The organism is Chitinophaga sp. RAB17, assembly GCF_052114225.1.
Lineage (GTDB): Bacteria > Bacteroidota > Bacteroidia > Chitinophagales > Chitinophagaceae > Chitinophaga.
Window position 1 is genome coordinate 175,758 of record NZ_JBFREI010000010.1, and the last position, 26,346, is coordinate 202,103.

The 26,346-nt window shown below is 45.7% G+C and carries 21 protein-coding genes and 1 other RNA gene; 12 read left to right on the top strand and 10 right to left on the bottom strand.

All coding sequences use genetic code 11. The features are described from left to right. Nucleotides 1–37 precede the first annotated feature (37 nt). Nucleotides 38–850 carry an alpha/beta fold hydrolase gene (locus AB4Z08_RS27465; protein ID WP_441576992.1) on the top strand — a complete coding sequence of 271 codons (813 nt, stop codon included), beginning with the start codon at nucleotides 38–40 and terminating at the stop codon, nucleotides 848–850. Here AB4Z08_RS27465 and AB4Z08_RS27470 read toward each other — a convergent pair. The 3 genes from AB4Z08_RS27470 to AB4Z08_RS27480 all read right to left on the bottom strand — a co-directional run bounded on the left by AB4Z08_RS27470 (nucleotide 847) and on the right by AB4Z08_RS27480 (nucleotide 3,559). Next, nucleotides 847–1,284, bottom strand: coding sequence for a ubiquinol-cytochrome c reductase iron-sulfur subunit (locus AB4Z08_RS27470; RefSeq protein WP_441576993.1), 438 nt, complete (start codon nucleotides 1,282–1,284; stop codon nucleotides 847–849). The two genes, AB4Z08_RS27465 and AB4Z08_RS27470, sit on opposite strands and share 4 nt — an antisense overlap. Before the next feature lie 60 nt (nucleotides 1,285–1,344). Beyond that, nucleotides 1,345–2,118, bottom strand: a complete 774-nt coding sequence (locus AB4Z08_RS27475; protein WP_441576994.1) for a helical backbone metal receptor — start codon at nucleotides 2,116–2,118, stop codon at nucleotides 1,345–1,347. Nucleotides 2,119–2,200: 82 nt separating this feature from the next. Continuing rightward, nucleotides 2,201–3,559: a pyridoxal-phosphate dependent enzyme gene (locus AB4Z08_RS27480; protein WP_441576995.1), complete on the bottom strand. Its 1,359-nt coding sequence runs from the start codon at nucleotides 3,557–3,559 to the stop codon at nucleotides 2,201–2,203. Between the two features lie 281 nt (nucleotides 3,560–3,840). Between AB4Z08_RS27480 and bioD the strand changes: the two genes are divergently transcribed. From bioD to AB4Z08_RS27530, 10 genes are all read left to right on the top strand, one after another. After that, the gene (gene bioD, locus AB4Z08_RS27485) at nucleotides 3,841–4,485 is read left to right on the top strand and encodes a dethiobiotin synthase (protein WP_441576996.1); all 645 of its coding nucleotides are present in this window, start codon (nucleotides 3,841–3,843) and stop codon (nucleotides 4,483–4,485) included. After that, entirely contained in the window at nucleotides 4,482–5,057 is a 576-nt protein-coding gene (locus AB4Z08_RS27490) for a 5-formyltetrahydrofolate cyclo-ligase (protein WP_441576997.1), read from the top strand. Before bioD ends, AB4Z08_RS27490 begins: the two co-directional genes overlap by 4 nt. A 6-nt stretch (nucleotides 5,058–5,063) precedes the next feature. Beyond that, a complete protein-coding gene (lpxK, locus tag AB4Z08_RS27495; protein WP_441576998.1) occupies nucleotides 5,064–6,134 on the top strand; it encodes a tetraacyldisaccharide 4'-kinase in 1,071 nt (356 codons plus the stop codon). Between the two features lie 15 nt (nucleotides 6,135–6,149). After that, nucleotides 6,150–9,326, top strand: a complete 3,177-nt coding sequence (gene rnr / locus AB4Z08_RS27500) for a ribonuclease R (RefSeq protein WP_441576999.1) — start codon at nucleotides 6,150–6,152, stop codon at nucleotides 9,324–9,326. Between the two features lie 24 nt (nucleotides 9,327–9,350). Next, nucleotides 9,351–10,322 (top strand): polyprenyl synthetase family protein, encoded by a 972-nt coding sequence (locus AB4Z08_RS27505; RefSeq protein ID WP_441577081.1) that lies wholly within the window; start codon nucleotides 9,351–9,353, stop codon nucleotides 10,320–10,322. A gap of 185 nt (nucleotides 10,323–10,507) precedes the next feature. Further along, a complete protein-coding gene (locus AB4Z08_RS27510) occupies nucleotides 10,508–12,139 on the top strand; it encodes an amino acid permease (RefSeq protein ID WP_441577000.1) in 1,632 nt (543 codons plus the stop codon). A 162-nt stretch (nucleotides 12,140–12,301) separates the two neighbouring features. Next, on the top strand, nucleotides 12,302–12,766 hold the full coding sequence (locus tag AB4Z08_RS27515; RefSeq protein WP_441577001.1) for a DoxX family protein: 465 nt from the start codon (nucleotides 12,302–12,304) through the stop codon (nucleotides 12,764–12,766). Between the two features lie 101 nt (nucleotides 12,767–12,867). Continuing rightward, nucleotides 12,868–13,917, top strand: coding sequence for a Smr/MutS family protein (locus AB4Z08_RS27520; RefSeq protein ID WP_441577002.1), 1,050 nt, complete (start codon nucleotides 12,868–12,870; stop codon nucleotides 13,915–13,917). Between the two features lie 89 nt (nucleotides 13,918–14,006). Further along, an RNA gene (gene rnpB / locus AB4Z08_RS27525) (RNase P RNA component class A) lies at nucleotides 14,007–14,387 on the top strand. 65 nt (nucleotides 14,388–14,452) lie between these two features. After that, nucleotides 14,453–14,863, top strand: coding sequence for a DUF4870 domain-containing protein (locus AB4Z08_RS27530; RefSeq protein ID WP_441577003.1), 411 nt, complete (start codon nucleotides 14,453–14,455; stop codon nucleotides 14,861–14,863). A 120-nt stretch (nucleotides 14,864–14,983) separates the two neighbouring features. Here AB4Z08_RS27530 and AB4Z08_RS27535 read toward each other — a convergent pair whose 3' ends face one another. Beyond that, the gene (locus AB4Z08_RS27535; protein WP_441577004.1) at nucleotides 14,984–16,681 is read right to left on the bottom strand and encodes a S8 family peptidase; all 1,698 of its coding nucleotides are present in this window, start codon (nucleotides 16,679–16,681) and stop codon (nucleotides 14,984–14,986) included. Between the two features lie 360 nt (nucleotides 16,682–17,041). Between AB4Z08_RS27535 and AB4Z08_RS27540 the strand changes: the two genes are divergently transcribed. Beyond that, nucleotides 17,042–17,575 carry a histidine phosphatase family protein gene (locus AB4Z08_RS27540; protein WP_441577005.1) on the top strand — a complete coding sequence of 178 codons (534 nt, stop codon included), beginning with the start codon at nucleotides 17,042–17,044 and terminating at the stop codon, nucleotides 17,573–17,575. Nucleotides 17,576–17,945: 370 nt separating this feature from the next. Here AB4Z08_RS27540 and amaB read toward each other — a convergent pair whose 3' ends face one another. The 6 genes from amaB to ppk1 form a co-directional block, all read right to left on the bottom strand. Further along, complete coding sequence (gene amaB, locus AB4Z08_RS27545; protein ID WP_441577006.1) at nucleotides 17,946–19,472, bottom strand: L-piperidine-6-carboxylate dehydrogenase; 1,527 nt, start codon at nucleotides 19,470–19,472, stop codon at nucleotides 17,946–17,948. 23 nt (nucleotides 19,473–19,495) lie between these two features. After that, nucleotides 19,496–20,386, bottom strand: coding sequence for a DUF1338 domain-containing protein (locus AB4Z08_RS27550; protein ID WP_441577007.1), 891 nt, complete (start codon nucleotides 20,384–20,386; stop codon nucleotides 19,496–19,498). A gap of 89 nt (nucleotides 20,387–20,475) precedes the next feature. Continuing rightward, on the bottom strand, nucleotides 20,476–21,546 hold the full coding sequence (locus AB4Z08_RS27555) for a saccharopine dehydrogenase family protein (protein WP_441577008.1): 1,071 nt from the start codon (nucleotides 21,544–21,546) through the stop codon (nucleotides 20,476–20,478). Nucleotides 21,547–22,038: 492 nt separating this feature from the next. Then, nucleotides 22,039–22,854, bottom strand: a complete 816-nt coding sequence (gene panB, locus AB4Z08_RS27560) for a 3-methyl-2-oxobutanoate hydroxymethyltransferase (protein WP_441577009.1) — start codon at nucleotides 22,852–22,854, stop codon at nucleotides 22,039–22,041. Nucleotides 22,855–23,050: 196 nt separating this feature from the next. Beyond that, a complete protein-coding gene (locus AB4Z08_RS27565) occupies nucleotides 23,051–23,938 on the bottom strand; it encodes a Ppx/GppA phosphatase family protein (RefSeq protein ID WP_441577010.1) in 888 nt (295 codons plus the stop codon). Between the two features lie 44 nt (nucleotides 23,939–23,982). After that, nucleotides 23,983–26,130: a polyphosphate kinase 1 gene (ppk1, locus tag AB4Z08_RS27570; RefSeq protein WP_441577011.1), complete on the bottom strand. Its 2,148-nt coding sequence runs from the start codon at nucleotides 26,128–26,130 to the stop codon at nucleotides 23,983–23,985. Nucleotides 26,131–26,346: the final 216 nt, after the last annotated feature.

The following is a 26,346-nucleotide window of genomic DNA, read 5'->3' on the forward strand; positions in this document are numbered from 1 at the left end:
GAAAAATGTATTTTACCCGATCTCAACCCGCATCAGTATGAAATCATGTCTAACCCTGTTAATATGGGTGCTTCTGCAAATACCCGCTGCTACCGTGTTTGGTGGGAATGCAAACGATTCGCTTACCTACTATACTTCTTTTGATGGTACCCGGATTCACTACACCGTAAAAGGTACGGGGCAACCGGTATTATTGGTACATGGTTTTATTGCAGATGGAGAGTCCTGGAAAAAAACAGCTTTATACGATTCGCTGGTATTACACGGCTTCAGGGTGATTACCCTGGACCTGCGGGGAAATGGGGCTTCAGATCATCTGCATGATAGCACCGCCTACCTGCAGGATGCGGAAGCTAAAGATATCATGGGGCTCATCACTTACCTGGGGCTGAACAGCTACCAGGTGGTAGGTTATTCCAGGGGAGCCATTATAACAGCCCGTCTGCTGGTGCTCGATGCCCGTGTACGTTGTGCGGTAATAGGAGGGATGGGAACCGCCTTTACCGATCCGGCCTGGCCACGCCGGCAGTTATTTTATGAAGCCCTTTCCGGAAAAGACGTGCCGGAGCTGGCTGCCATGGTGAAAAATGTTCAAAAGGCCGGTCTGGATCAACGCGCGCTGGCGCTGATGCAATTTGGCCAACCCGCCACTTCACCACAGGAGCTTGCCAGGGTGCAGCAACCGGTATTGGTTATAGGAGGAGATAAAGACGGAGATAATGATACCGGTGGATCATTGGCAGCGATGATGCCGGCAGGTATGCATGGCACTGTGGTAGGAGATCATAATACCGTGGTGCGTACTGCTCCTTTTGCCGCATGGGTACTAAATTTCCTGCAAACGCATTAACTAACGGTTAATGTATTGCCGTCCACTTTAATAGTATATGCCGTTAATGCAGCAGTAGCAGGCCCGGTGTTTACCGCGCCGGTTGTGCTATACCGGCTGCCGTGACCACAGGGGGCATTACATTCTATTAATTTAGTGCCGTTGTTGAAATTAGCTACGGTGCAGCCCTGATGAGTACAGGTACTGGAGAGTGCCGCAAAATTAGTAGCAGCATTACCGGCGCTGGTACGGATAATAATAACGCCATTGGATATTTTAAAATCGCCGACGTTAGGCAGGTCGGACGTCAGGTTGAGTGACAGCCTGGGATTGCCGCCAGCAGGAGGCGTTGGCGTATCGGAGCCGCCACCTCCTTTGCTGCAAGCTGCCAATCCTGCCGTACAGGCCAATACGAGTGTTAATCCAATGTTGGAAACAAAATCTCTTCTTTCCATAGAAATGCGTTTTAGTTGATCGATAAACTGTTTACGCAAATGGAAAGCGGAAGGTTGCCTTTAAAAGTTAAGGGAAGAAAAGTAAGCAGCAGATTCCAGTAAACGGCTGCCATACCAGGAAAACATTTCCCCGTCTACCAGCTCAATACGCGCATGCGGCACAATAGCCTGCAATTCGGCCATATGCTTTTCTTTAAATGGATAAGGTTCAGATGATAATAACAGCAACTCACAGCCGCTGCCAGCCAGCTGTTCAGGGGTAATGGCAGGATAACGAAGTTGTTCGCCAAATACATTATGCAAGCCACAGGCGCTCAGCATTTCATGGATAAAAGTATCGCCACCCGCCACCATCCAGGGATCACGCCAGATGAGATAAGCAGTGGGAATCGGAACGGGACGTACCGGCAACGCGGCAAAACCAGCTTTTATTTGTGTCACCAGTGTGGCGGCAGTCGATGAACAGTGAGTCACCGCGCCTATACCAGTGATCATGTCATAAGCATCCTGCAGTGTTTGTACATTGCTGACCCATACCGGGTAATCAGCCATCAGTGGCTCTACATCCGTTGCCAGGTTTTCTTCTTTGTTGGCAATGATCAGATCCGGTGATAACGCTGCAATTCTATCACGGTGTATATGTTTGGTGCCACCTACCTGTGTTTTTTTCCGGAACCACGCCGACGGACGTACGCAGAATTTTGTAATGCCCACCACTTCATGATCGAGCCCCAGCGAATATAATAATTCAGTTTGGGAGGGCACCAGTGAAATGATTCGCTGTGGCGGGTGTTCGAGTGTTATCTGTCTGTTTAGCTGATCGGTAAAAATCATGTAAAGGTGATTATGTAAGTATTTTTTTATAGAGATGTCACCCGCATGAGCCACATCTCTATAAAAAAATAACAATCGGCTGCTATCTGCCTAATGCCTGGATAATATCATACTTGGTGACAATGTGGTGGTTGCCACTATCATCTTTCGTCAGCACGGCACCATTTTCCCGGTTAATGTAAACGGAGAGCTTTTCTATCGGCGTATCCTGGCTTACCAGCGGGAAGGACGACTGCATCACCTGACTGATCAGTGCATCTTTCAGGTTGGCATCATCAATCAGTCGGTTGAATAAACCGTTTTCAGAAATGGCGCCGATAATTTCTCCGCCCTGTTCAACAGGGATATGTTCGATGTCATATTTTTTCATGCGGGCAATGGCTTCACTCACTTTCTCCTCGGCGTTAATGGTAACCAGTGGCTGGTTGCGGCGGCCATTCACTACGTCTTTTACTGTTTTAACATCCAGGAATCCGCGTTCCATCATCCACTGATCATTGTATATTTTTCCTACATAACGGCTGCCATGATCATGAAAGATGACCACCACGAGGTCTGTTGGCTTCAATGTTTCTTTCAGCTGTATAAGCCCCGCTATAGCAGATCCGGCAGAGTAGCCAACAAAAATGCCTTCTTCTTTGGTGATGCGGCGGGCCATCACGGCGGCATCTTTATCTGTTACTTTTTCGAATTTATCAATCACTTTCATGTCGTAGTTCTCCGGCACAAAATCTTCTCCAATACCTTCAGTGATATAAGGATATACTTCGCTCATATCCAGTTCGCCGGTCTCGAAATATTTTTTCAGCAGGGAACCATAGCTGTCAATGGCCCATACTTTTATGTCCGGATTTTTTTCTTTCAGGTATTTTCCGGTGCCTGTAACGGTGCCACCAGTGCCGGTGGCCACTACGAGGTGGGTAATTTTACCTTCTGTTTGTTCCCATATTTCCGGACCGGTTTGTTCGTAGTGAGCTTCCCGGTTAGCCAGGTTATCGTATTGATTTACGTAAAAGGAATTGGGCACTTCGGTGGCCAGTCTTTTCGATACAGAATAGTACGAGCGGGGATCTTCCGGTTCCACATTGGTAGGACATACAATTACTTCTGCACCTACCGCTTTCAGGATATCTACTTTTTCCTTGGATTGTTTATCGGTGGTGGTAAAAATGCATTTGTATCCGCGGATAATTGCTGCCAGCGCCAGGCCCATACCGGTATTGCCGGAAGTACCTTCAATGAGGGTGCCACCTGGTTTCAGCAATCCTTTCTGTTCTGCTACATCCACCATTTTTATGGCCATGCGGTCTTTAATAGAGTTGCCCGGGTTAAAAAATTCTACCTTGGCGAGGACGGTACATGGGAGAGAAGCGGTTACGCGGTGCAACTTTACCATCGGGGTGTTTCCTATCGTTTCGAGTATGTTATCACAATATTTCATAAAAAATGAGGTTGTATAGTTACGAAAATAAGGAATTGCATTGATACGCGTGGAACGGAGGGGATGGCCTTCGGCGATTGTCCTTTCTCCCTATTAAACTGATTAACTGATTTGCATGATTTTTTTAAGGTCTTTTTAGAAAAGTACTTACTTCATTTTAAAAGCTCTTTCAAAAGGATAATATTATTAGAACAATCAAAATCTTCAAAATCAGTTTAATCGGGAGAAAAGACAATCGCCGAAGGCGGTCCCCTCCACACTTTCTTATTATCTTTGCCCCGATGAGTGAACGAATTTTTATCACCGGCATAGGTACCGGTGTAGGCAAAACCCTCACATCTGCCTGTATTACCGAAGCGTTAACAGCAGATTACTGGAAACCTGTACAAACAGGTTTGATGGAGGGGACAGATACGGATACGGTGTTATCATTATTGTCTAATCCGGTGTCAGTTTGTCACCCGGAAGCCTGGCGTCTGCAGGCGCCTGCCTCCCCGCACCTGGCGGCGCGCCTGGAAAATACGACGATAGATATAGCGAAGATTCTCGCGCTGGCAGAAGAATACCAGCCGATTGGGCGTCCTTTGCTGATGGAAGGTGCAGGAGGTGTGATGGTACCTGTCAATGAGTCGGTTTTTACCCTGGACCTGATCGTGGCACTGAAGGCCCGTGTGGTGATAGTGGCGCAAAACTACCTGGGAAGCATTAACCACGCATTATTGACTGCGCGGATACTGCAACATACAGGCGTTCCCGTTATTGGGTGGGTTTTTAGCGGAGATCACCATAGTAATGAAGAGGATATTGTAAGATGGAGTGGCTATCCAAAAATTGGCCGCATCCCGCTGGCAGAACATGTAGATAAGGCATTTGTACAACAACAGGCACAGTTGTTGACATCCTCGCTGCATACTTTAATGGCATGACCACGAAAAAGGATATACGAAAACATTTCCTGGAGCAACGGCTCAACCTGGACGATGATACTTCCCTGGCATTGAATGAACGCCTGCTGGCAAACTGCCGGCAACTGGATTACAGTCGTAGCCGGATGGCACATATTTTTCTTCCCATCTCCGAAAAAAAAGAAGTGGATACCTGGCCCCTGGTAAAATGGCTGCGGGAACAGCAGCCGCAAATGGCATGGGTGCTTTCCCGGTCGGATATGAAAACGGGCGAAATGACTCACCATCTCTGGAAAACCAATACTATACTGGTAAAAAATAAGTTCGGCATTCCCGAACCGGATCAGGGCGAAGTGGTACAGCCGGCCGACATAGACCTGGTATTTGTACCTTTACTGGCGTTCGACCGGCAGGGGCAAAGGGTGGGTTATGGCAAAGGAATGTATGATCGTTTCCTGCAACAGTGTGGCCCTGGGGTGCGTACCATCGGCCTTTCGCTGTTTGAACCCATTCAAAAGATCGAAGACGCCGATGCCTGGGATATACCGCTTCAAACGGTGGTGACCCCGGATCATATTTATCAATTTAAATAAACAACAGTGCTCAGATACCTTAGTTTTATTTTATATCCCTTTTCCCTGCTGTATGGCCTTGTGATGTGGCTACGTAACCGTTTTTATGATAAAGGACTGCTGACAGCAGTAGAATTCGACCTGCCGGTTATTGCCGTGGGCAACCTTTCTGTAGGTGGCACCGGTAAAACACCGCATGTAGAATACCTGATCCGCTTGCTGAAAGATTATTTTAAAACGGCCACCCTCAGCCGGGGGTATAACCGCCGTACCAGCGGCTACCTGTTGGCCGATGAAAAAAGCACCGCCGCCGATATCGGGGACGAACCCATGCAGTTTCATGATAAATTTCCGGATGTAAAGGTATGTGTAGGGGAGGAAAGGATGTTGGCTATTCCCCAGCTGCTGGGGGATGAACCGGATACCCAGGTAGTACTGCTGGATGATGCGTTCCAGCACCGCTCCATCAAGCCGGGCATGAATATTATGATCACCGACTACAGCCGCCTGTTTACCCGGGATCATGTGGTGCCCTTCGGCCGTTTAAGGGAAGGACGTGCCGGTTATCACCGGGCAGACTGTATTATCGTATCGAAGTGTCCGCCGGCCATGAGCGCGGCCGAGAAGGTGGCCCTGGAAAAAGAAATTAAACCATTGCCACATCAGCGGCTCTTTTTCACTACCTTGCAATACGGCGCCCTGTCCGATATGATTACCCATCAACCGGTGGAAATCCCCAAATCAGCAACCGTATTGCTGGCGTGCGGCATAGCAAGGCCCGAACCATTGCTCGAAGAATTGAAACGACGTTACGAACAGGTATACCTCTTGTCTTTTCCCGATCATTACTATTATACTGAAAAGGATATTGAAAAAATCAAAAAAGAATGCAGCGAGTTACCCGGCACCGAAAAGATTGTCATTACCACAGAAAAGGATGCGGTAAGATTACATCTGCTCAAAGGAGCGCTGGCAGAACAAAACCTGCAGATTACTGTTATGCCAGTGGAGATTTCATTTCTCTTTGGCGAAGCAGCATTATTTAATAACTTTATTTTTGACTACGTAGGCCGGCATCTGCCAGTCCCAGGTCAATAATAACTTACGACTAACATGAGTAGAAAAAAGAAAAATAAAAAAGGCAGTAACAACAACTCCAACCCGAACACCAATAACAACAATAGTAGCCAGAAGAAAACCTTTAAAGGCATATTGGAAGTGACCAGGTCAGGAATGGCCTTTGTGATTGTAGACGGCCTGACAAAGGATATCATGGTGAAGCAGAAAAATCTGCATACTGCCCTTGATAAAGATGAAGTGCTGGTAGACGTGCTAAAAGCAGCGCGCAACGAAGGCCGGATGGAAGGCATTATAACGGACATCCTTAAACGAAATAAAACGGAATTTACAGGTACCCTGCAGGTAAGCAAAAGTTTTGCTTTCCTCATTCCAGAAAAGGGATTGTTTATGCCGGATATCTACATTCCAGCCAACTCCCTCGGAGGTGCTAAAAGCGGTGATAAAGCCGTGGTGAAAATAGTGGCCTGGGGAGAAAAATCACGTAAACCGGTAGGAGAGATTGTAGAAATTCTCGATGCCAGCGACACGAATGATCTGGCCATGAAAGAAATCCTCATCGAAGCAGGATTCCCGCTCAGCTTCCCCAAAGAAGTACTGGAAGAACTGAACACCATCCAGGAAAATATCTCCGAAGAAGAAGTCAGCAAACGTAAAGATATCCGCAAAATCCTGACCATGACCATCGATCCGGTGGATGCTAAGGATTTTGATGATGCTATTTCTATACGCCTGCTGAAAAACGGACAGTATGAAATCGGTGTTCACATCGCCGATGTGAGTCATTATGTATTACCCGGCACAGAACTGGACAAGGAAGCAGATAAACGCGCTACCTCTGTGTATCTTCCGGATCGTGTACTACCGATGCTGCCGGAGAAAATTTCCAATGAACTGTGCTCTCTGCGTCCGCATGAAGATAAACTGACTTTCTCTGCCATGTTCCAGATGAATGAGAAAGGAGAAATAAGACAACACTGGATTGGCCGCACGGTTATTCACTCCGATCACCGCTTCACCTATGAAGAGGTACAGGAGATCATTGAAAGCAAGGAAGGGCCCTTCAAAAATGAAGTGCTGTTGCTGAATAAAATAGCGCAAACCATGCGTGCACAACGTTTTGCTCATGGTGCTATTAACTTTTCTTCACAGGAAGTACGCTTTAAACTGGACGAAACCGGCAAGCCTATTGGCATTGTAGTGAAGGAAAGTAAAGAAGCGCACCAGCTGATCGAAGAATTTATGCTGCTGGCCAATAAAACCATTGCGGCTTATGTCGGTAAATTAAGAATCAATAAACAACCAATACCTTTCCCGTATCGGGTGCATGATACGCCGGATCCGGAGAAACTGAAAGTGTTTGCCCTCTTTGCCGGTAAATTCGGATATAAATTTGACCTCAGCACACCGGAAAGCATCGCTACTTCCTTCAATAACCTGTTGTTGAATGTGAAAGGTAAGCCCGAGCAACCAGTACTGGAAACATTGGGTATCCGTACCATGGCCAAAGCCATTTATACGGTGAATAATGTGGGCCACTACGGTCTTGGTTTCGAAGACTACTGCCATTTTACTTCTCCCATCCGCCGTTACCCCGATGTACTGGTACACCGTGTACTGGCAGAATGCCTGGCCAACAGTGTAAGGCCGGATAAGCAGATGGAACAGAAGTGTAAGCACAGCTCTGAAATGGAACGCAAAGCCATGGAAGCTGAAAGAGCCGGTAACAAATATAAGCAGGTAGAATATATGCAGCAGTTTATTGGTAACACCTTTGAAGGAGTTATCAGTGGTGTGGCACATTTTGGTTTCTGGGTAGAAACAATGGATACCAAGTGCGAAGGCCTGATCAGCATCCATAACCTGAATAAAAGAGAAGAATTCCAATATAACGAAGGAGAATATGCATTGGTAGGTCAGAGCACCGGCCGCAAATTTCGTATAGGCGAAAAAGTGAGTATCCGCGTAGTAGCCGCCAACCTGGCTAAACGTCAACTGGATTACGATCTGGAAGATGAACTGACAGGTACCGGTACCGCCAGGGCTGAATTCCAGCCTAAACGTCACGATGACCGTAAAGATCACCGTCGTGATGATCGCCGTGATGATCGTAAGAAGAAGAAAGAAAAACATCGTGGTGAGTTCGCATCTAATAAACCATGGCAGCAGGGCGCTAACGGCGTATCCAATGTACCACAGGTGTCCAGACGTGAACCGGAACCAATACCAGTGGTAGACCAGGTAGTAGCGGAAACGCACGTGGTACCGGTAACATCGGTTCCTCCTGCTCCTGTATCACCAGCAGCGGCACCACCAGCGAAAAAGAAATGGAGAGAAAAAGCACCGGCTACCGAAAAAGCAGCCGATGCTCCAAAAGAGATAACGACAGCACCGGTAGAAAAGAACCTGGCACCGGAAAAAGAAAAGGTAGCCGCTAAACCGGCACCGGAAGTGAAAGCTCCGGTGAAAGCAGTTGAAAAACCAGCACCTGCAAAAGTAGCAGCTGTGAAAGCGTTGGTTAGTGCAGTGCAGGCTAAAACAACCGAAAAGTCAGCACCAGCGAAAGCGGCAACCGTGAAGGCTCCGGCGGTTAAAACACCTCCAAAGGCAGCCGGCAAACCAACGCCAGCTAAGAAAGCTGCAGTGGTAGCTAAACCAGCTAAGAAGGTCGCCGCTAAGCCAGCACCAGGAAAGAAAGCAACCGTTGCTAAACCAGCCCCCAAAGCAGCCGTTAAACCAGCATCAACTAAGAAAGCTGCAGTGGTAGCCAAACCAACTAAGAAGGTGGCTGCTAAACCAGCACCAGCTAAGAAAGCTGCAGTGGTAGCTAAACCAGCTAAGAAGGTCGCTGCTAAACCAGCACCGGCTAAAAAGGCAGTAGCTAAACCAACTAAGAAGGTCGCCGCTAAACCAGCACCTGCTAAGAAGGCAGTGGCCAAACCAACTAAGAAGGTGGCTGCTAAACCGGCACCAGCTAAGAAGGCAGTAGCCAAACCAACTAAGAAGGTAGCTGCTAAACCAGCACCGGCAAAGAAGGCAGTAGCCAAACCAATTAAGAAGGCAGCTGCTAAACCAGCACCGGCTAAGAAGGTGGTAGCAAAACCAGCTAAGAAAGCAGCCGCTAAACCAGCACCGGCTAAGAAAGCAGTTGTTAAACCGGCTAAGAAAGCAGCTGCTAAACCGGCAGCTAAAAACAAGTCAAAGAAAAAGTAAATAATAAAATACGAGCCACCAGTGATGCATTCATTTCAGGAGTTAATAGCGCAGTTTAGTCAACATTTTGAGAAACAACATTTTCCGGAACAGCCCAGTAAGTTATATAATGCCGCCTCCCATATCCTGGATATCGGCGGTAAAAGAATACGACCGGTATTGTGCCTGATGGGAAACGAGTTATTTGATACCCTGCATCCGGATGTTATGGAAGTGGGCAGTGCAGTAGAGCTTTTTCATAATTTTACATTATTACATGATGATATCATGGATAAAGCCCCGCTCCGCCGCGGTAAGCCAACCGTACACACGGTATACGGCGAACCGGCTGCTATCCTTGCGGGGGATGTGATGCTCATCAATGTATATGAACGCCTGAATAAAATAGATGCACACTATAAACAAAAAATCATCGCTGTTTTTAATAAAGCGGCGATTGAAGTTTGTGAAGGGCAGCAACTGGATATGGACTTCGAAGGAATGGAAGCGGAAGAAGTAAAGTACGATGACTACGTCCATATGATTGGCCTGAAAACATCTGTGTTGCTGGCTGCCAGCTTGCAGCTGGGCGCTATCATCGGCGGCGCCGGTGACGGAAATCAACAGCATCTTTACTCGTTCGGTAAAAATATCGGTATTGCCTTCCAGATCCAGGACGATTACCTGGATGCGTTCGGAGATCCGGAGAAATTCGGTAAGCAACAGGGGGGAGATATCCTGGTGAATAAAAAGACTTTCCTGCTGCTTAAGGCGCTGGAATTGTGTAATCCAACAGAGCGTGCGGAATTAAAAATGCTCCTGGAAACTTCTCCGGCCGATAAAGTAGAGCGGGTACTGTCGTTATTCCGCAGTTGTAAGGTAGATGAGTGGGCAGAAAGGGAAAAAGAACGTTTCCAACAGCTTGCTTTTCAAAGCCTGGACAGCATCGCGGTGCTGTCTAACCGCAAAACGGCGTTGATGGAATTGGCTAACTACCTCTTAAACCGTCAGCAATAAGGTTTGTATTTAAAATCGCATTATATTCGCGCTTGTCTTATTCAGGATGAAGTGATATGATATGCTGATTGCACTGATTTTTTCTGAGAGATTTAATCAGCGCAATCAGCATTCTTATTTTTAGCAGGGTAAGATGGTATATTTAGTAAATTAAAAAACAACTGTAACACGTAATTCCTTCGCCAATGTCAAATTCGCTGTTTCGAAAAAAATCGCTTGCCACAATTATAAAAGATGCCAAAGATGGATTGGCAGACGGTCATGGAACAGGAGGATTACATAAAGTACTAAAGGTGAAAGACCTTACCGCGATGGGGATTGCCGCCGTTATTGGTGCCGGTATTTTTTCCACTATCGGGGAGGCCTCTTTTCATGGTGGTCCGGGCGTATCATTGCTATTTGTTATCACTGCAGTTACCTGCGGCTTCTCTGCCCTTTGCTACGCGGAATTTGCTTCCCGCGTGCCGGTATCGGGCAGTGCCTATACTTACTCTTACGTTACTTTCGGAGAACTCGCGGCCTGGGTAATCGGGTGGGCGCTTATCCTGGAATATGCTATCGGGAATATTGCCGTGGCCATTTCCTGGAGCGGGTATTTCAATAACCTGCTGGGAGGACTGGGTTTAAGTTTGCCTTCCTGGCTGGCCAGCAACTACGATAGCGCAACTCCTGCTATTATAGCGGCTGCGCCGCATATCGCCGGCATCCCAATCATTCTCAATCTTCCTGCGTTTATCATTGTGGTGTTGGTGACTTACCTGGCCTATGTAGGTATCCAGGAAAGTAAACGCAGCGCCAATTTTATGGTGGCGCTCAAAATACTGGTGATACTGTTTGTGATTGTAGTGGGCTTTTTCTACGTAAATAAGGCGAATTGGAACCCTTTTATGCCTAATGGCTTCTCTGGTGTGCTGAAGGGAGTATCTGCCGTATTTTTCGCTTATATTGGCTTTGACGCCATCAGTACTACCGCCGAAGAATGTGAAAATCCACAGAGAGATCTGCCCAAGGGTATGATCTACTCCCTGATCATCTGTACGGTACTGTATATCCTGATTTCATTTGTACTCACCGGTATGGTCCCTTTTTACAAATTAAAGGTAGATGATCCCCTGGCTTTTGTTTTTGACCAGGTACATTTACCATGGATCAGCTACCTTATTTCCATCAGTGCGGTGGTGGCTACTACCAGCGTATTGCTGGTGTTCCAGATTGGTCAGCCACGCATATGGATGAGCATGAGCCGGGACGGGCTGTTGCCAAAGCGTTTCAGCAAAATTCACCCTCGTTTCCAAACACCTTCCTATGCTACCATCATTACCGGTATTTTAGTAGGTGTGCCGGCTTTGTTCCTGAACCTGACCATTGTAACGGATCTTACCAGTATAGGTACCTTGTTTGCCTTTATCCTTGTTTGTGGCGGTGTGCTGATATTGCCAAGAGAAGAAAAGGCCACTGTAAAGCGTTTTCAGCTGCCCTATATCAACGGACAGATTATTGTTCCCGCCCTGGTAATAGGCCTGGTGGCCTTGTTTCATAAGGAAATCCTCATTAAGTTTTCTATGGAAGGCGGTTGGGAAGTATGGAAACACAACATTCCTTTCTACATATTTGTGGTGGTAACGGTGTTGATCACCTTTTTCTCTGCTACCCGTAAACTCTCGCTGATACCGGTATTGGGGATGTTGAGCTGTTTTTACCTGATGACGGAAATAGCCCTGAAGAACTGGATAGTTTTCTCTATCTGGCTCGCATTAGGGCTCACCATTTATTTCGCTTATAGCTATACCCACAGTAAACTCAGTAAAAAAGCATAAAGTTTAAAGTATAAAACAAAAAGCTACCGGAGCGGATGATTTCAGCGGTTATACGCTAATGATCCGCTCCGGTAGCTTTTTGCTTTGCGCCTTATGCTTTCTGCTTTACAGTATATATTTCGTAACTTCATAGTAGCTCTTTGATCTTAAAATTTATATTTTATGAACATGCTACAACAGGTTGAACACTGGGGTGACAGACATAGCCCCAATTGGCTGAGTGCCGTACGTATACTGCTGGGAATATTTCTGATGGCCGTAGGTGTCTTGTTTGTCATGAACAGAGACGCGCTGGTGGCCACAATTAGTCAGAAACCTGCCCTGGCAGCCATATCAGTAATGTTAGGGCATTATATCGTATTTGCCCATATTGTTGGTGGTTTATTCATTGCGATGGGCCTGCTCACCAGATTCTGCGCTATCGCGAATATTCCGGTATTACTGGGAGCCGTTTTCCTGGTGCATTCACCTTCCGGTTTATTTAATGTGTATCCGCCTATGGCATTAACAGTGCTGGTACTCTGTCTGTTGATTTTATTTGTTGTTGAGGGTAGTGGCCGTATCTCTGTAGACAGGTACATGCACAATCACCCGGAAAAAGTACGCAGCCGCAAGTATGCTGAGTAAGGGTTATTGTGGTGATATTCATATGCAATACCCCGTCTGATAAATCTCTTCCACACATATCCCTTCAAAATTCTATTTTTGTATTTCAGAAGAATGCAATTATGAAATACCAAATAGGCGACAGCATCCTGCTGTTGAGTTCAAAAGAAGAAGGAACGGTTGTAGACGTTGTGAATGATAATATGGTGATGATAGAGGTAAAGGGGACATCTTTCCCTGTATATCTCGACCAGATTGACTTCCCATATTTCCATCGTTTCACCCAGCAAAAGCTGGTGAAAGATAAGCCCAAACTGATCCCCGGGGATGAGATTAAAGTAGACAGAAGTAAGTACGAAGTATTTAAAACAGACAAAGGAATGTTCCTGTCTGTTTTACCGGTATACCAGATGGATGGCCTGGATGAAACAGTGAAACTGATGAAGTTTCATTTGTTTAACGACACGCCACATGCCATGCGTTTTTATTTTCAGATCTGGCTGAACAACCAGCTGGATCTGGAAATAAAGAATGAGATCCAGCCGTATAATAATTTCTACCTGGCTGATCTGATATTCGAATCGCTGAATGATAACCCGCGGTTTGAATTTTCTTTTTTCCTGAAAGAGCCACAACCCAAGCTGGCCACCTCCATACAGAAGACCTGGAAAATAAAGCCCAAACAAATGTTTGTGCAGCTGGAACAGTTACGTATCAAGGAAGAGGCTACAATTACGTATCCTTTGTTTGATAAATTTCCTGAAAAAGAGCCGGAGCCTCCTGCTCCAGTGGAATCCGTTAAAAAGAAGGCGCCTATAACTACACTGGGATCAGGAAATTTTGCCAGTCTCTTAAGTAAAATCCAATTACAACCGGAAACATCGCTGACGCCCAAAACAGAAGTGGATCTGCACATTGAGGCACTGGAGAAAAATTGGAAAGGGTTGAGCAACATCGCGATCCTGGCTATACAACTCAATGCCTTCCAGCGTTACATGGAACTGGCCATCAGTCATCACCAGCATAACCTGATTGTTATTCATGGTGTGGGTAAAGGAAAACTCCGGGATGAAATTCACCAGGTACTTAAACAAACACCGGAAGTAGCCAGTTTTGTAAACCAGTATCACGCAAAATATGGCTATGGTGCTACGGAAATAACATTTAGATAGAATTATGAATTACGAATTACATTGATTTTCATACTTATGCCGTAATTTATAATTCGTAATTCGTAATTCTTTTCTACCTTCGCGCCTCAACTACAAACCGTGCTATCGTTTCACTGACTTGTTCAGTGGGAAGGAAAGTCCGGACAGCGCAGAGCAACGCACCACCTAACGGGTGGGGCCTGGTGCAAACCGGGAACAGCAAGTGCCACAGAAAATAACCGCTCCGCCAACAGGCGGAGTAAGGGTGAAAATGTGGGGTAAGCGCCCACGGTGCAGGCAGGTAACTGTTTGTGCGGGTAAACCTTGCGTGCTGAAATGCCATGTATACGGTCGCCTGAGGGCTGCTCGCCCGATGACCGAGGGTAGGCAGATACAGACAACGTGCGAACGTTGTCGCAGATAAATGATAGCAGTCTGTTCCGGCTTTGCCGGGGCAGAAACAGAATCCGGCTTACAGGTTTGTAGTTTTTTTTCTTCCTCTTTTTAGATATGCTGAAATAAGCGCTAACTTCCCATTAATATTAATCTCTATTTTATGAACCAGAAAGATGAACATACCTGGGGGACCCTGGTACACCTGGGCGGCATTATAGGTATGGCCGTAATCCCTACTGTAGGTAATATTATCGGCGTACTTGTACTTTGGCTGATCAAACGCAGCGAATCCGCTTTTGTAGATGATCAGGGTAAAGAAGCCATTAATTTCCAGATCACCCTCAGCATAGCTGCGGTGGCAGTGAACCTGATCAACAATATTTCAAATGGATTCTGGTCATTGACCAACTTCTGGCATTATACACGGGGGGAAGCTTTTTTCACCTGGGGCTGGACGGAACTGTTAGGTGTGATATGGCTGATCAATATTATTTTCAGCATCATTGCGGCCGTGAAAGCGAATAAGGGAGAGTCTTATAAGTATCCGCTGAGCCTGCGTCTTGTTAAATAGAGCAGAAAGTATAAAGCTGAAAGCAAAAAGCTATTGTGTACAGGATATAAGCGAATGATATACGCTTTATGCTACTACACAATAGCTTTTTGCTTTCAGCTTTATGCCTTCGGCCTGCTATTAGTTCTTTTTAATTGGTTTCACTTTTGCTTTGTGCTGCTTTTTCCCCTTCACATTTTCTCCCTTAATAGTTGCAGCCAGCTTCAAGGCTTCATAGCTGTTTATTACACCACCGGTTACTGACAGGTCAGCGAAATTTATTTTTTCATCCGCACTACCTGGTTTATTAACGAGGGTAGTTCCGTCCGGTAAAGGAGTGGCACTTTTTTCCAGCACATATTTCAGTTGTCTGGCGCTGAGCTCAGGATAGTAGGAGAGTATCAATGCCGCTACACCTGCCACTACCGGACTGGCCATGCTGGTACCGCTGGCGCTGCCGTATTTGTTGCCACCTGGAACAGTAGAATATATTTGTACACCCGGTGCAAACAGGTCTACACCCTTTTTGCCGTAGTTGGAGAAGCTGGCTACTTTATCATTGCCGGTACCAGTGCTGCTGGCGCCTACGGTAATGAAGTTGGTAGCGGTAGTACCATCCAGGAAATCAGGGTTAGGGTAGTTCAGTACAGAATCATTGTTGCTACCATCGTTGCCTGCGGCATGCACCAACAATACACCTTTCTCTTCTGCATACTTAACTGCAGCATCCACCCATTCTTTATGGGGCGAAAAGGGTTTGCCAAAGCTCATATTGATGATCTGTGCACCATTGTCTACCGCATAACGGATAGCCAGGGCTACATCTTTATCTCTTTCATCACCATCCGGAACGGCTTTCACAGCCATGATGCGTACATTGTCGGCTACACCGTCCATACCTACGCCATTGTTCCTGGAAGCTGCAATAATGCCCGATACGTGGGTCCCATGGAAGCCAAAGGCGCCCATTACATCGTTGTTACCGTATTTATTATCGTTGATATCTTCGAGGTTATCGCCTACAATTTTTTCCCTGTTGGCATTCGGCATTACTTCTGTGCTTTCTGCCTTGCGTTTCAGTTCATTCATGTATTCATCGAACTCCATTTTAAACTCACTGAAAGTGGCTGGCTCATCACCGGCACTTTTGAGTAAACGGGTCATGAAATTACGTGCCAGCAACACGTCCTGGTTGGTGGTTTGAATACTATCCAGTTGTGCCACGTTGAAATCTTCCTTACCGAGATAAGTTTTCAGGATCGATTCACATTTATTTACATTTTCCTGCAGCTTAGCCATGCTTTTGTATTGCATCTTAAACTGAGAATTAGGTTTTTCTACTTTCGATTGCAACTGTTGCCAGGTAGCATATTCTTTGGAGTCTTTTGCGAGAGCAGAGTCTGGGTTGCCGTATTTGGTTTTATAGCGGTAATATTCGCGGGCAGCTTCTTCTGAATCCTCTTTTAAACTGCTGCCATCTTTACCACCAAGGAAGTTCCATCCATGGATATCATCTACGTAACCATTATGGTCATCATCCTTACCGTTGCCGGGAATTTCGCGGGGATTGGTCCACAGTATACCTTTCAGGTCTTCATGCGTGGTATCAATACCAGAGTCGATCACCGCCACAATTACGGGGGTGCTTTTCTTCCCTTTTAACAATTCCTTATAGGCTTTTTCAGTAGACGTGCCAAATACGCTGTCTGTATCATAACTCAGCAGATGCCAGTTTTTTGGGGCCTGGGTTTTACTTTGCGCGCTGGTATTTGTTGTAAAAGCAGTCATTAATGCAACACACCCTGCCAGGACTGCGACCTCTCGACTAAACAATTTCATGTTCAATAATTTTCCCGATATATAAAACAACTAAAAATATCTTGATGATAACAATAAAGGTAGAAAAAAAGCGGTATAACATTAAATATTAATGATAAGCGCGCTATATGTTGGTTGATTGGGAGATTGAAGGACAATAAAGGAGATAATTACCTGATCTCCAGCCTAATGGAATCGACCTGATCTTATCTTGATTCCGTTGCCCGCCCCAGTCCGATTGCCATCTGTCACAATCTGCTTTGCGGATCATTTTACCTGTTTTAGTTTTACATCATTCCCTCAAGCATCTATACTCTCATCTACCGTTGTTCTAAGCGAGATTTTTACAGATTCGTTTTCATTTATTTAAATTTACCAATCATGCTGAAGACTCTTTTCATGGCCGCTTTGCTGGCCACCGGTACACAGGTATTTGCTACAGAACCTGAAGTAACCACTATCATTTTCGTGAATGCTGCTGAAGTGGAATCATCTCCATCTTCAGATCCCGGCCTGAGTGCCTCCGGTACAGAACAGGCCTCCCAACTGGCCACCTCGCTGGCAGGAACGGACATCAGTGCCATCTATACTACTTTTATTAACCGCGCGGTACAAACCGTTACCCCACTGGCGAAAGCCCGTCAGCAACAGCTGGATTACTTCCGGTTGAATGGTGATCCGGAGCTTACTTCCAACATAGTAAAAGATATGATAAAGAAGAATAGTGGCAAAACCATTGTTATTTGCAGTGACCCGGAAAATATTACTGCGATGATACGGCAGGTAGGAGTGAAGGGTAAAGACGTTAAAACCCTTTATGACAAAGGATGTGGACAGGTTTTAGTGGTGAAGCGCAGTGGTAATAATACGGCAGTAGCACAAAAGTTGAATATGAATATTCAAAAAAAAGTCTAATATTTATATCCGGAAGAGTATTTAATGGCTTCCCGCTGTTACTTACTTTTCCCATAAGCATGGTTTCCGTTTAACGAAAAGCGGGGTTCTCTAACCTCGCTACTATTTTTAAAAACCATGCGATCGATGTATGTAGAGAGTGAGCAACCAGGGTTGCTTCAATGATTTAAACAGGATATCTTTTATCAACCGCTTTTAAAAATCTGATCGGGTGGCATACCTTTCACGAAAATTAAAAGCTCCGGGGCAAGGGCCTCGGAGCTGAAGAGACCAGAGATTATTCCGAAAATATTAGTGATAATACATGTTATAAAAATGAAAAAGGAGAACATACTATATGTTCTCCTTTTTCATTTTTTATAAAAACAGATTAGATATCAAATTTAATACCCTGTGCCAGTGGCAGACTGTTAGAATAGTTGATGGTATTGGTTTGACGGCGCATGTAAGCTCTCCAGGCATCGGAGCCACTTTCGCGGCCACCACCGGTTTCTTTCTCTCCTCCAAAGGCGCCGCCTATTTCCGCACCCGAAGTCCCGATGTTTACATTGGCAATACCGCAATCAGATCCGGATTGAGACAGGAATTGTTCTGCTTCACGCAGGTTAAGTGTCATGATAGCGGATGAAAGTCCCTGTGGTACATCATTCTGCATCGCAATCGCTTCTGCCAGTGTTTTATACTTCATAACGTACAGGATGGGCGCAAAGGTTTCATGCTGTACAATTTCATATACATTTTCAACTGCCGCAATGCAGGGTTTCACATAACAACCGGATTCATAGCCGGTGCCGGAGAGTACGCCGCCTTCCACGAGGAAGGTGCCTCCCTGTTGCTTTACCTGCTCTATTGTGTTGAGATATGCATCTACGGCTGCCTTGTCAATAAGTGGGCCCACGTGATTATGCTGATCCAGTGGGTTGCCTATATGCAGCTGTGAGTAAGCTTTTACCAGCTTTGCGGTGAAATTATCATACACGCTTTCATGGATAATGAGACGGCGGGTAGAAGTGCAGCGTTGTCCGGCAGTACCTACGGCACCAAATACAGCACCAATCAGTGACATGTCGAGGTCCGCATCCTGGGAAATGATGATGGCATTGTTTCCACCCAGTTCCAGCAGCGAGCGGCCCAAACGTTGTCCCACAGCAGCACCTACAGCTTTACCCATACGGGTGGAACCGGTGGCGGAAACCAGGGGAATACGGGTATCGTTCGCCATCCATTCACCGGCATCGCGGTTGCCTGTTACCAGGCAGCATACGCCTTCCGGTACATGATTGGCAGCAAATACGGCGGCGACTATACGTTGACAAGCCAAAGCAGTAACAGGTGTTTTTTCTGATGGTTTCCAGATACATACGTTTCCGCAAACCCACGCCAGCATGGAATTCCATGCCCATACTGCAACAGGGAAGTTAAAGGCGGAAATAATGCCTGTAATACCCAATGGATGCCACTGTTCGTACATCCGGTGTCCGGGACGCTCAGAGTGCATCGTTAATCCATGCAGCTGACGGGATAATCCAACTGCAAAATCACAGATGTCAATCATCTCCTGTACTTCTCCATATCCTTCCTGTAAACTTTTTCCCATTTCATAGGATACCAGTTTACCCAGCTGATCTTTATGTTCCCGCAGGGCTACACCTATTTGTCTTACTATTTCGCCTCTTTTAGGTGCTGGCCACATGCGCCATTCTTTGAAAGCCTCCTGGGCTACTGCCACTACCAGGTCATAGTCTTCCCGGGTAGCGCTTTTCACGGTAGTAATCTTTTTATTATTTACCGGTGAAAAGGAGGTAATATCTGCTCCGTGAGCAGGCACCCAGTTGTTACCGGTGCTGATACCACTTTGTTCTGTAGTGATGCCGAATGCTTTTAAGATGTCTTCCATTATGGGTGTATTATTAGACTAAATTAGGAACTTTTTTTTGTTTGGGTGGCGTAAGTACTTTCGAAGATCTTATCGGCATTGCCGGCTTCGAAACCTTCCCGTCTTTGTTCCCTGCCTATTTCACTGGCAGGTAAATGTGCAAATTGTGGGAGTACTTTTCTTTCTGCAAACTCCACATAGGAGCCTGCAATGGCCTGCTTTTCACCGTTCGCAAATTCGGCGGTGATCATGCCCGCCACAGTAGCGCTTTGCAACAGGTTACCGTCCGGACTTGTTTTGATTTTTCCGCCGGCATCATTCAGGCGGAAACCATGCTTTTCCAGGAAGGCGTTGAATTCAGCCACCGTATTATATCCCGGAGGTAGATTGTGTACACTGACGGTGAAGTGATTGAGGTAATACCGGTTATAAATTACCCAGGCAGCGTATTCGCTTTCCGCCGCCAGCAGCTGGTAGTCGGCCAGGGTAGGCGTGCGCCAGAGAGAGCTGTGTAAAAAGGTATCTACCGCATTGGCATCATCCAGGTTCAGCGTATTTACCGGGTCCGTTTTTACTTCACTGGTATAGCGGTGAATAATCTCCTGTGCGGCTTCGCTCAGGTCATTCACCCTTAATTCGCTGATAAATATACGTGGGTACTGAGGCTCCGGAGGGGCATACCACCAGGCATCCAGCTTCTTGGCAGCGAAATGGTATTTATCCATTTTCGTATAGCCATAATGAAGAAATATTTTCTCCAGGGATTGTACACCCAGCTGAGGCACCCCCATCGTTCTGAAAGCGATATGATCATTTTCGATATCATCCGCCTGCTGAATCATCCCTTCTTTGACCATGGCTGTTATCACCGCTGCCACATCCGGTACGCGTTGCTGATAACGTTCCATCAGCCCTTTTAATACATCTTTTAACATGAGATGAAGCTTTTTAGTAATTAGCCGTTAGTGTTTTTAATAAAGAGGCTACTCTTCATCAAAATTTACTAATGACAATCCTTTAACTGCTAATTATAATATACCGCAAAGCGGTTGTTGATTAAATCATTGAATGCCACATCTTCCTGACGAACAAAGCCATTAGCCGGCAGGAGTCCTTTTGCGTGCAGATCTATGACTGCACAGGCAGCACCTGCTGTGGTCAGTTGTATGGCGGTGAAATCCTTGCCTGCAACTGCCTGGTTATAGATCTTACGTGAATAGGAGCGTTGTACGGAACGTCCGTTCACCATTCCTGAAACAGATACAAAAACCAGTACTACATCCTGTGCAGTGAAAGGTATGCTATCTTCCATAATCTCCTTCAAAATATCCCTTTTTTTATTAAGCTTTAGTTCGCTCAGGAGTATCTTCATCAGGTGGCAGTGGCCAGGGTAGCGCACCGTTTTGTAGTCCAGGTTGTATACTTTTTTGTCCAGTATTTCGGCCAGGGCCCCCAGCCCGCCGGAGGTATTAAAGGCTTCATATTCCACTCCATCCAGTGCAAAACGTTCGTAGCCTTCCATTGGCATTACCTCTTTACGGGCGCCTTCATAGATGGCATCGCAGGGATTGCAATATTCATTGATCAGCCCATCGGTGCTCCAGGTAAGGTTATACATGAGACTATTGGTAGGGAACTGTGGAAGTGCCCCTACGCGCAGACGAACCGCATCCAGCGAATCAAACTGTTTGGCAATATCATAAGCGGCAATGCTGATGAAGCCCGGCGCCAGACCACATTGTGGCATAAAGCTAACATTGGCTCTGGCGGCTATTTCCCTGATAGCATTGGTGGTAGCCACATCTTCCGTTAAATCAAAATAGTGGGTATTGGACTGGGCCGCGGCGGTAGCAATTTTAACATTCAGGAAAAAGGGGCAGGCGCTCAGTACAATGTCCTGGTCCTGAAGGCCCTGCTGTAATGCGTTGGCATCATTTACATCCAGGATGGTTTTGCGGATACCGGTATCGGTGCATTTGTCCAGTAAAGCCTGGTTGCTGTCTGCCAGTGTTACTGCATAGTCGCCGGACTGTTGTAAAAGAAAGGCTGCGGTTTCACCGATCTTGCCGGCGCCGATAATCATTACACGTTTCATAATCTGTTTGGAATTATAGTGATGAGCGGAGCGTGGTTTGCTCCGTTATGAGTGAATATATATACGGGTCCGGGATACTACGTATATCCATTAACGTTATATAGTGATCATGCACTTTTTAGATTGGAAAAAAGAATCCAATATGAAAAAGGGAATGACAACAGCCAATAACAATAATAAATGTTAGTCTTGCTGAAACACAGCACCAGGAACCGCTTTAGCGGTATTAAAGAAAAGATGTGCAGGGAAAAATACCCCTTGTGCTACCTATGGCACATGGGAGCAAGTGCTCCGTAGATAGGAGAGTAGAGAAAGCTGTATGTTTAACAGGTAGTTCATTCAACTTGCGAAAAGTGCGAGGCGAATATAGGGAAAAATTATGAATTACAAATTATGAATTACGAATTACAGATTTGTGTGGAGATGGTAAACGAGAAGATCATCTGCCCATAAACCTGTAATTCGTAATTCTTCATCATTCGTAATGCTCAATTAATATTGTTCATTATCGTTCGGGAAATCCTTTGTTTTTACATCATTGATGTAAGCCTGGGTAGCGCCATAGATCTGCCCGTAAAGGTCCAGGTAACGGCGGAGGAACCGTGGTTTGAAATCTTTGTTGATGCCCAGCATATCGTGCATCACCAGCACCTGTCCATCTACATATTTACCGGCTCCGATACCAATCATAGGAATACTTACGGTTTCGGTTACAGTTTTGGCCAGGGCAGCCGGAATTTTTTCGAGCACAATGGAAAAGCAACCTGCTTCCTGCAGCAGTTTCGCATCATTGATGAGCTTATTGGCTTCTGCCTCTTCCGTAGCGCGTACGGCGTAGGTGCCAAATTTGTAGATCGATTGTGGTGTTAATCCAAGATGGCCCATAACCGGCACTCCGGCAGAGATAATCCGTTTTACGGATTCAATGATTTCTTCGCCGCCCTCAATTTTGATTCCATGCGCACCGGTTTCTTTCATGATGCGGATGGCAGAACTGAGTGCTTCTTTGGAGTTTCCCTGGTATGAACCAAATGGAAGATCCACGACGATGAAACAACGTTTAATCGCCCTTACCACAGACGCGGCGTGATAGATCATCTGATCTAGTGTAATAGGGAGCGTGGTTTCATGACCAGCCATTACGTTGGAAGCAGAATCACCGACCAGCAGTATATCAATCCCGGCATCGTCAAAAATGCGGGCCATGGAGTAATCATATGCCGTCAGCATAGATATTCTTTCTCCGTCCACTTTCATCTTCTGCAGTGTATGCGTGGTGATACGCTTTATTTCTTTATTCACAGACATAAGCAGTTAGCATTTTGCTGTTAGCAATAACTGCAAAGGTGGCAATATAAAAAGATAAATGGAAATGTTTTTTTTAGCTTTTAGCAGTTAGCTTTTAGCTATTAGTATTCAGGTACAGACGGCTACTTTTTATGTATATGATCATTGTTTGCACGTTAACACCTAAAAGCTAACTGCTAACTGCTAAAAGCTACCATCAGCTGATAACAGCAATTTCTTCGTAGAGCGCATGAATGAGCCCATCGGCCAATCCGATCTTCGGTACATAAATTTCCGGGGTATCAGCCCAGCGCATCACGTTCACATAGATCTGCAATGCAGGTACGATCACATCGGCGCGGTCTTCCCGCAGGTTATACAGATGGATCCGCTCTTCTACGGTGAAACTGCTGAACTCCTTGTGATAGTCTTTCAGCGTATCCAGCGATAAAGGCTTGCCTTCCTTGCGTTTGGAGAGAGAGAATATTTTATTGATGTTGCCACCGGAACCAATTGCGATCACGGGGCCTATGTTCTTTAGTTGTTGCTTCAGGAAATCTTTCATCACCTGCCATTGGGCTTCTGTTACCTGTTGCTGCAACAACCGGATAGTGCCTATGTTGAAAGACTCCTTAAAGATCTGTTTGCCACCACCAAACAGGGTAAGTTCTGTACTGCCGCCGCCTACGTCTATATAGAGGTAAGACTTGGTTTTATCCATGTTTTCTGCCACATGGTTTTCATAGATGAAAGAAGCTTCTTCCTGCCCCGAAATGATCTTGATATCGATACCTGTCTGCGCCTTAACTTCCTGGAGAATAACCGTAGCATTGCTGGCATCACGCATGGCGGAGGTGGCGCAGGCTTTGAGATACTTCACTTCATACACGTCCAGCAACAGCTTATATGCCTTGATGGTATCTATGAGGTGATTGGCTTTTTTCTCAGAAATAACATTGTTGTTAAATACATCAAATCCCAGTCGCAGCGGTACCCTCACCAGATTCAGTTTGGTAAAGTCCATTACACCTGTACTGTTCGGCGATGCTTCTGAAATGAGCAGCCTGGCAGCATTGGAACCTATATCAATCGCAGCTAATTTCATCTGTCAGTCGTTATATCAAGGGGCAAAAGTAAAACATTTTAAAGTTACAGGTACTGTTTTTCGTGCAGGTATTTGTAGATCTCCAATTGTGTACGTATTTTTTTATCACCATCCTTCCGGTATTCATTGAGTTGCTCATTATCGAGTATACGGGCTTTTACGTTGCCGCTCAATTGAATTTTCATGATGTCAATCAGCTCCTGGCGTATAGCCGGATCCGTTATGTGTGCAGCGGCTTCTATGCGGTGGTCAAGGTTACGTACCATCCAGTCGCAGGAAGCAATGTATACTTTTTCCTGACCTCCATGATGGAAAATGAATACACGTGCATGTTCCAGGTATTCATCCACAATGCTGACCGCAGTGATATTTTTCTTCCACTTTTTATTTTCTGTGTAAGCGCAGCAGATGCCCCTGATCACCATTTTTACATCTACACCTGCCTTAGCCGCTTCATATAGTTTAGAAATGAGCATAGCATCAGAAAGGGAGTTCATTTTAACGATGATACCTGCTTTCTTTTTATGCTTAGCATTCTTTATTTCCCGGTCTATCAGCCGCAGGAAAGTATCACGCATATTGAGCGGACTCACCGGCAGCGTTTTGCATCCTTCCAGTATTTTAATATCATGCTTCGGGCTTTCCAGGTAAGCAAAGATGCGGTTCATATCGGCAATGATGGAACGGTTGGTGGTGAGCAGGCAATGATCACCGTATACGCGGGCCGTTCTTTCATTAAGATTACCGGTGCTCACGAAGCCACACTGAATGGTTTTGGTGCCTATCCGTTTTTTGATCACACAAAGCTTGGCATGTATTTTCATATTCGGAATGCCCAGCAAAACTTTTACCCCTTCTTCTTCCAGTCTTGATTTCCAGTCGAGGTTAGCAGCTTCATCAAAGCGGGCGCGGAGTTCCAGCACCACAGTTACCTGCTTACCATTGCGTACCGCGTTCACCAGTGCGTTCACTATCTTGGAATTACGGGCAAGCCTGTACGCTGTTATTTTGATGGAAGACACATTCGGATCAATTGCAGCTTCTCTTAACAGATCGATGATGGTATCAAACGAGTGATAGGGAAAATGCAGCATTACGTCCTGCTGCTGTATCACATGCATCACACTGGGTGCATTGAGGAAAAGCGGATGGGTAAAGGTTTTGCGGTGTAAATGTGGTGGAAAGATGGATTCAGGGAAGTCCATGAAGTCTTTGAAATTATGGATGCGTGCCCCGGGGATCAGGTTATCTTTTCCGGACAGTCCTTGTCTGCGCATCAGGTATTCCAGCAGCAGGGGGTCAATATCCTTATCATATACAAACCGCACCGGCTTCCCTTTGCGCCGGTCTTTCAGGCCTTTTTCAATCTGGTGAATAAGGCTGTCTGAGATGTCGTTATCTATATCGAGTTCCGCGTCACGGGTTACTTTGATGATGTGGGCAGAAAATTTATCATAACCAAAATAGACGAATATATTCGGTAAACAGAAACGTACCAGGTCTTCCAGCAGAATGATATCATGCTCACCGGGTTTGGACGGAAGAATGATGAAGCGGGGAAGTACGGTAGTAGGAATTTCTATCAGGGCAAATTTTTGTCGTACGGAATTATCCTGCCGGGCCAGTACAATGGCCAGGTAAATAGATTTATCGCGTAGAATGGGGAAGTGCTGTATGCTCTCAATCATCAATGGGATGATGTTGGTGCGTACCTGTTCGTTGAAGAAATTCAGTACAAATTTCTGTTGTTCTTTATTGAGTTGTTTTTCAGTACGGAGAAAGATATGCTGCGCCTCCATTTCAGTGGCAATGTCTTTCCATACGAGGTCAAATTCGCGTTGTTGCTCAATTACGCGGCTTTGTATTTCGTCCAGTATTTTATCAGGGTTTTCTTCCAGGTGCATTTTGGAGGCTTTGCCGAAAGACATCATTCTTTTGAGCGTGGCTACTCTTACCCTGAAAAATTCATCGAGATTATTGGAGAAGATGCCTAGGAAGCGGATGCGTTCATGAAGGGGGACAGACTTGTCTGCAGCTTCCTGCAGTACTCTGGCGTTGAAAGAGAGCCAGCTGATATCTCTGGCAATCATTTTTTTCTTTTCTGCCAGTGGCTTTTTCCTGGTTGTTTTCTTTTGTACTATTACATCGGGCATTGTCATAATATCAAGGTTCTCACCATTCGGCAAACGCATACAAACATATTTACATTCAAAAAATTCACTTCATCTAAACTACGATGATACAGCTTTCGCTTTAATTGGAGTATTAAATTAAAGTTAAAGAAAAGCGCGGAGAAACGGGCGGATTTTGTATTGATCCTCATTAACTTAAAAAGAGAAGCGGAGACCGGAGTGTATAAACACTTTGGCATCCGCCTCTCTTTTTATCTATTTAGTGTATTAAAATCA

What these genes read in the sequence shown, in the direction of transcription:
- AB4Z08_RS27465 (WP_441576992.1), top strand. Translation starts at nt 38, where the DNA reads ATGAAATCATGTCTAACCCTGTTAATATGGGTGCTTCTGCAAATACCC.
- AB4Z08_RS27470 (WP_441576993.1), bottom strand. Translation starts at nt 1,284, where the DNA reads ATGGAAAGAAGAGATTTTGTTTCCAACATTGGATTAACACTCGTATTG.
- AB4Z08_RS27475 (WP_441576994.1), bottom strand. Translation starts at nt 2,118, where the DNA reads ATGATTTTTACCGATCAGCTAAACAGACAGATAACACTCGAACACCCG.
- AB4Z08_RS27480 (WP_441576995.1), bottom strand. Translation starts at nt 3,559, where the DNA reads ATGAAATATTGTGATAACATACTCGAAACGATAGGAAACACCCCGATG.
- bioD (WP_441576996.1), top strand. Translation starts at nt 3,841, where the DNA reads ATGAGTGAACGAATTTTTATCACCGGCATAGGTACCGGTGTAGGCAAA.
- AB4Z08_RS27490 (WP_441576997.1), top strand. Translation starts at nt 4,482, where the DNA reads ATGACCACGAAAAAGGATATACGAAAACATTTCCTGGAGCAACGGCTC.
- rnr (WP_441576999.1), top strand. Translation starts at nt 6,150, where the DNA reads ATGAGTAGAAAAAAGAAAAATAAAAAAGGCAGTAACAACAACTCCAAC.
- AB4Z08_RS27505 (WP_441577081.1), top strand. Translation starts at nt 9,351, where the DNA reads ATGCATTCATTTCAGGAGTTAATAGCGCAGTTTAGTCAACATTTTGAG.
- AB4Z08_RS27510 (WP_441577000.1), top strand. Translation starts at nt 10,508, where the DNA reads ATGTCAAATTCGCTGTTTCGAAAAAAATCGCTTGCCACAATTATAAAA.
- AB4Z08_RS27515 (WP_441577001.1), top strand. Translation starts at nt 12,302, where the DNA reads ATGAACATGCTACAACAGGTTGAACACTGGGGTGACAGACATAGCCCC.
- AB4Z08_RS27520 (WP_441577002.1), top strand. Translation starts at nt 12,868, where the DNA reads ATGAAATACCAAATAGGCGACAGCATCCTGCTGTTGAGTTCAAAAGAA.
- AB4Z08_RS27530 (WP_441577003.1), top strand. Translation starts at nt 14,453, where the DNA reads ATGAACCAGAAAGATGAACATACCTGGGGGACCCTGGTACACCTGGGC.
- AB4Z08_RS27535 (WP_441577004.1), bottom strand. Translation starts at nt 16,681, where the DNA reads ATGAAATTGTTTAGTCGAGAGGTCGCAGTCCTGGCAGGGTGTGTTGCA.
- AB4Z08_RS27540 (WP_441577005.1), top strand. Translation starts at nt 17,042, where the DNA reads ATGCTGAAGACTCTTTTCATGGCCGCTTTGCTGGCCACCGGTACACAG.
- amaB (WP_441577006.1), bottom strand. Translation starts at nt 19,472, where the DNA reads ATGGAAGACATCTTAAAAGCATTCGGCATCACTACAGAACAAAGTGGT.
- AB4Z08_RS27550 (WP_441577007.1), bottom strand. Translation starts at nt 20,386, where the DNA reads ATGTTAAAAGATGTATTAAAAGGGCTGATGGAACGTTATCAGCAACGC.
- AB4Z08_RS27555 (WP_441577008.1), bottom strand. Translation starts at nt 21,546, where the DNA reads ATGAAACGTGTAATGATTATCGGCGCCGGCAAGATCGGTGAAACCGCA.
- panB (WP_441577009.1), bottom strand. Translation starts at nt 22,854, where the DNA reads ATGTCTGTGAATAAAGAAATAAAGCGTATCACCACGCATACACTGCAG.
- AB4Z08_RS27565 (WP_441577010.1), bottom strand. Translation starts at nt 23,938, where the DNA reads ATGAAATTAGCTGCGATTGATATAGGTTCCAATGCTGCCAGGCTGCTC.
- ppk1 (WP_441577011.1), bottom strand. Translation starts at nt 26,130, where the DNA reads ATGCGTTTGCCGAATGGTGAGAACCTTGATATTATGACAATGCCCGAT.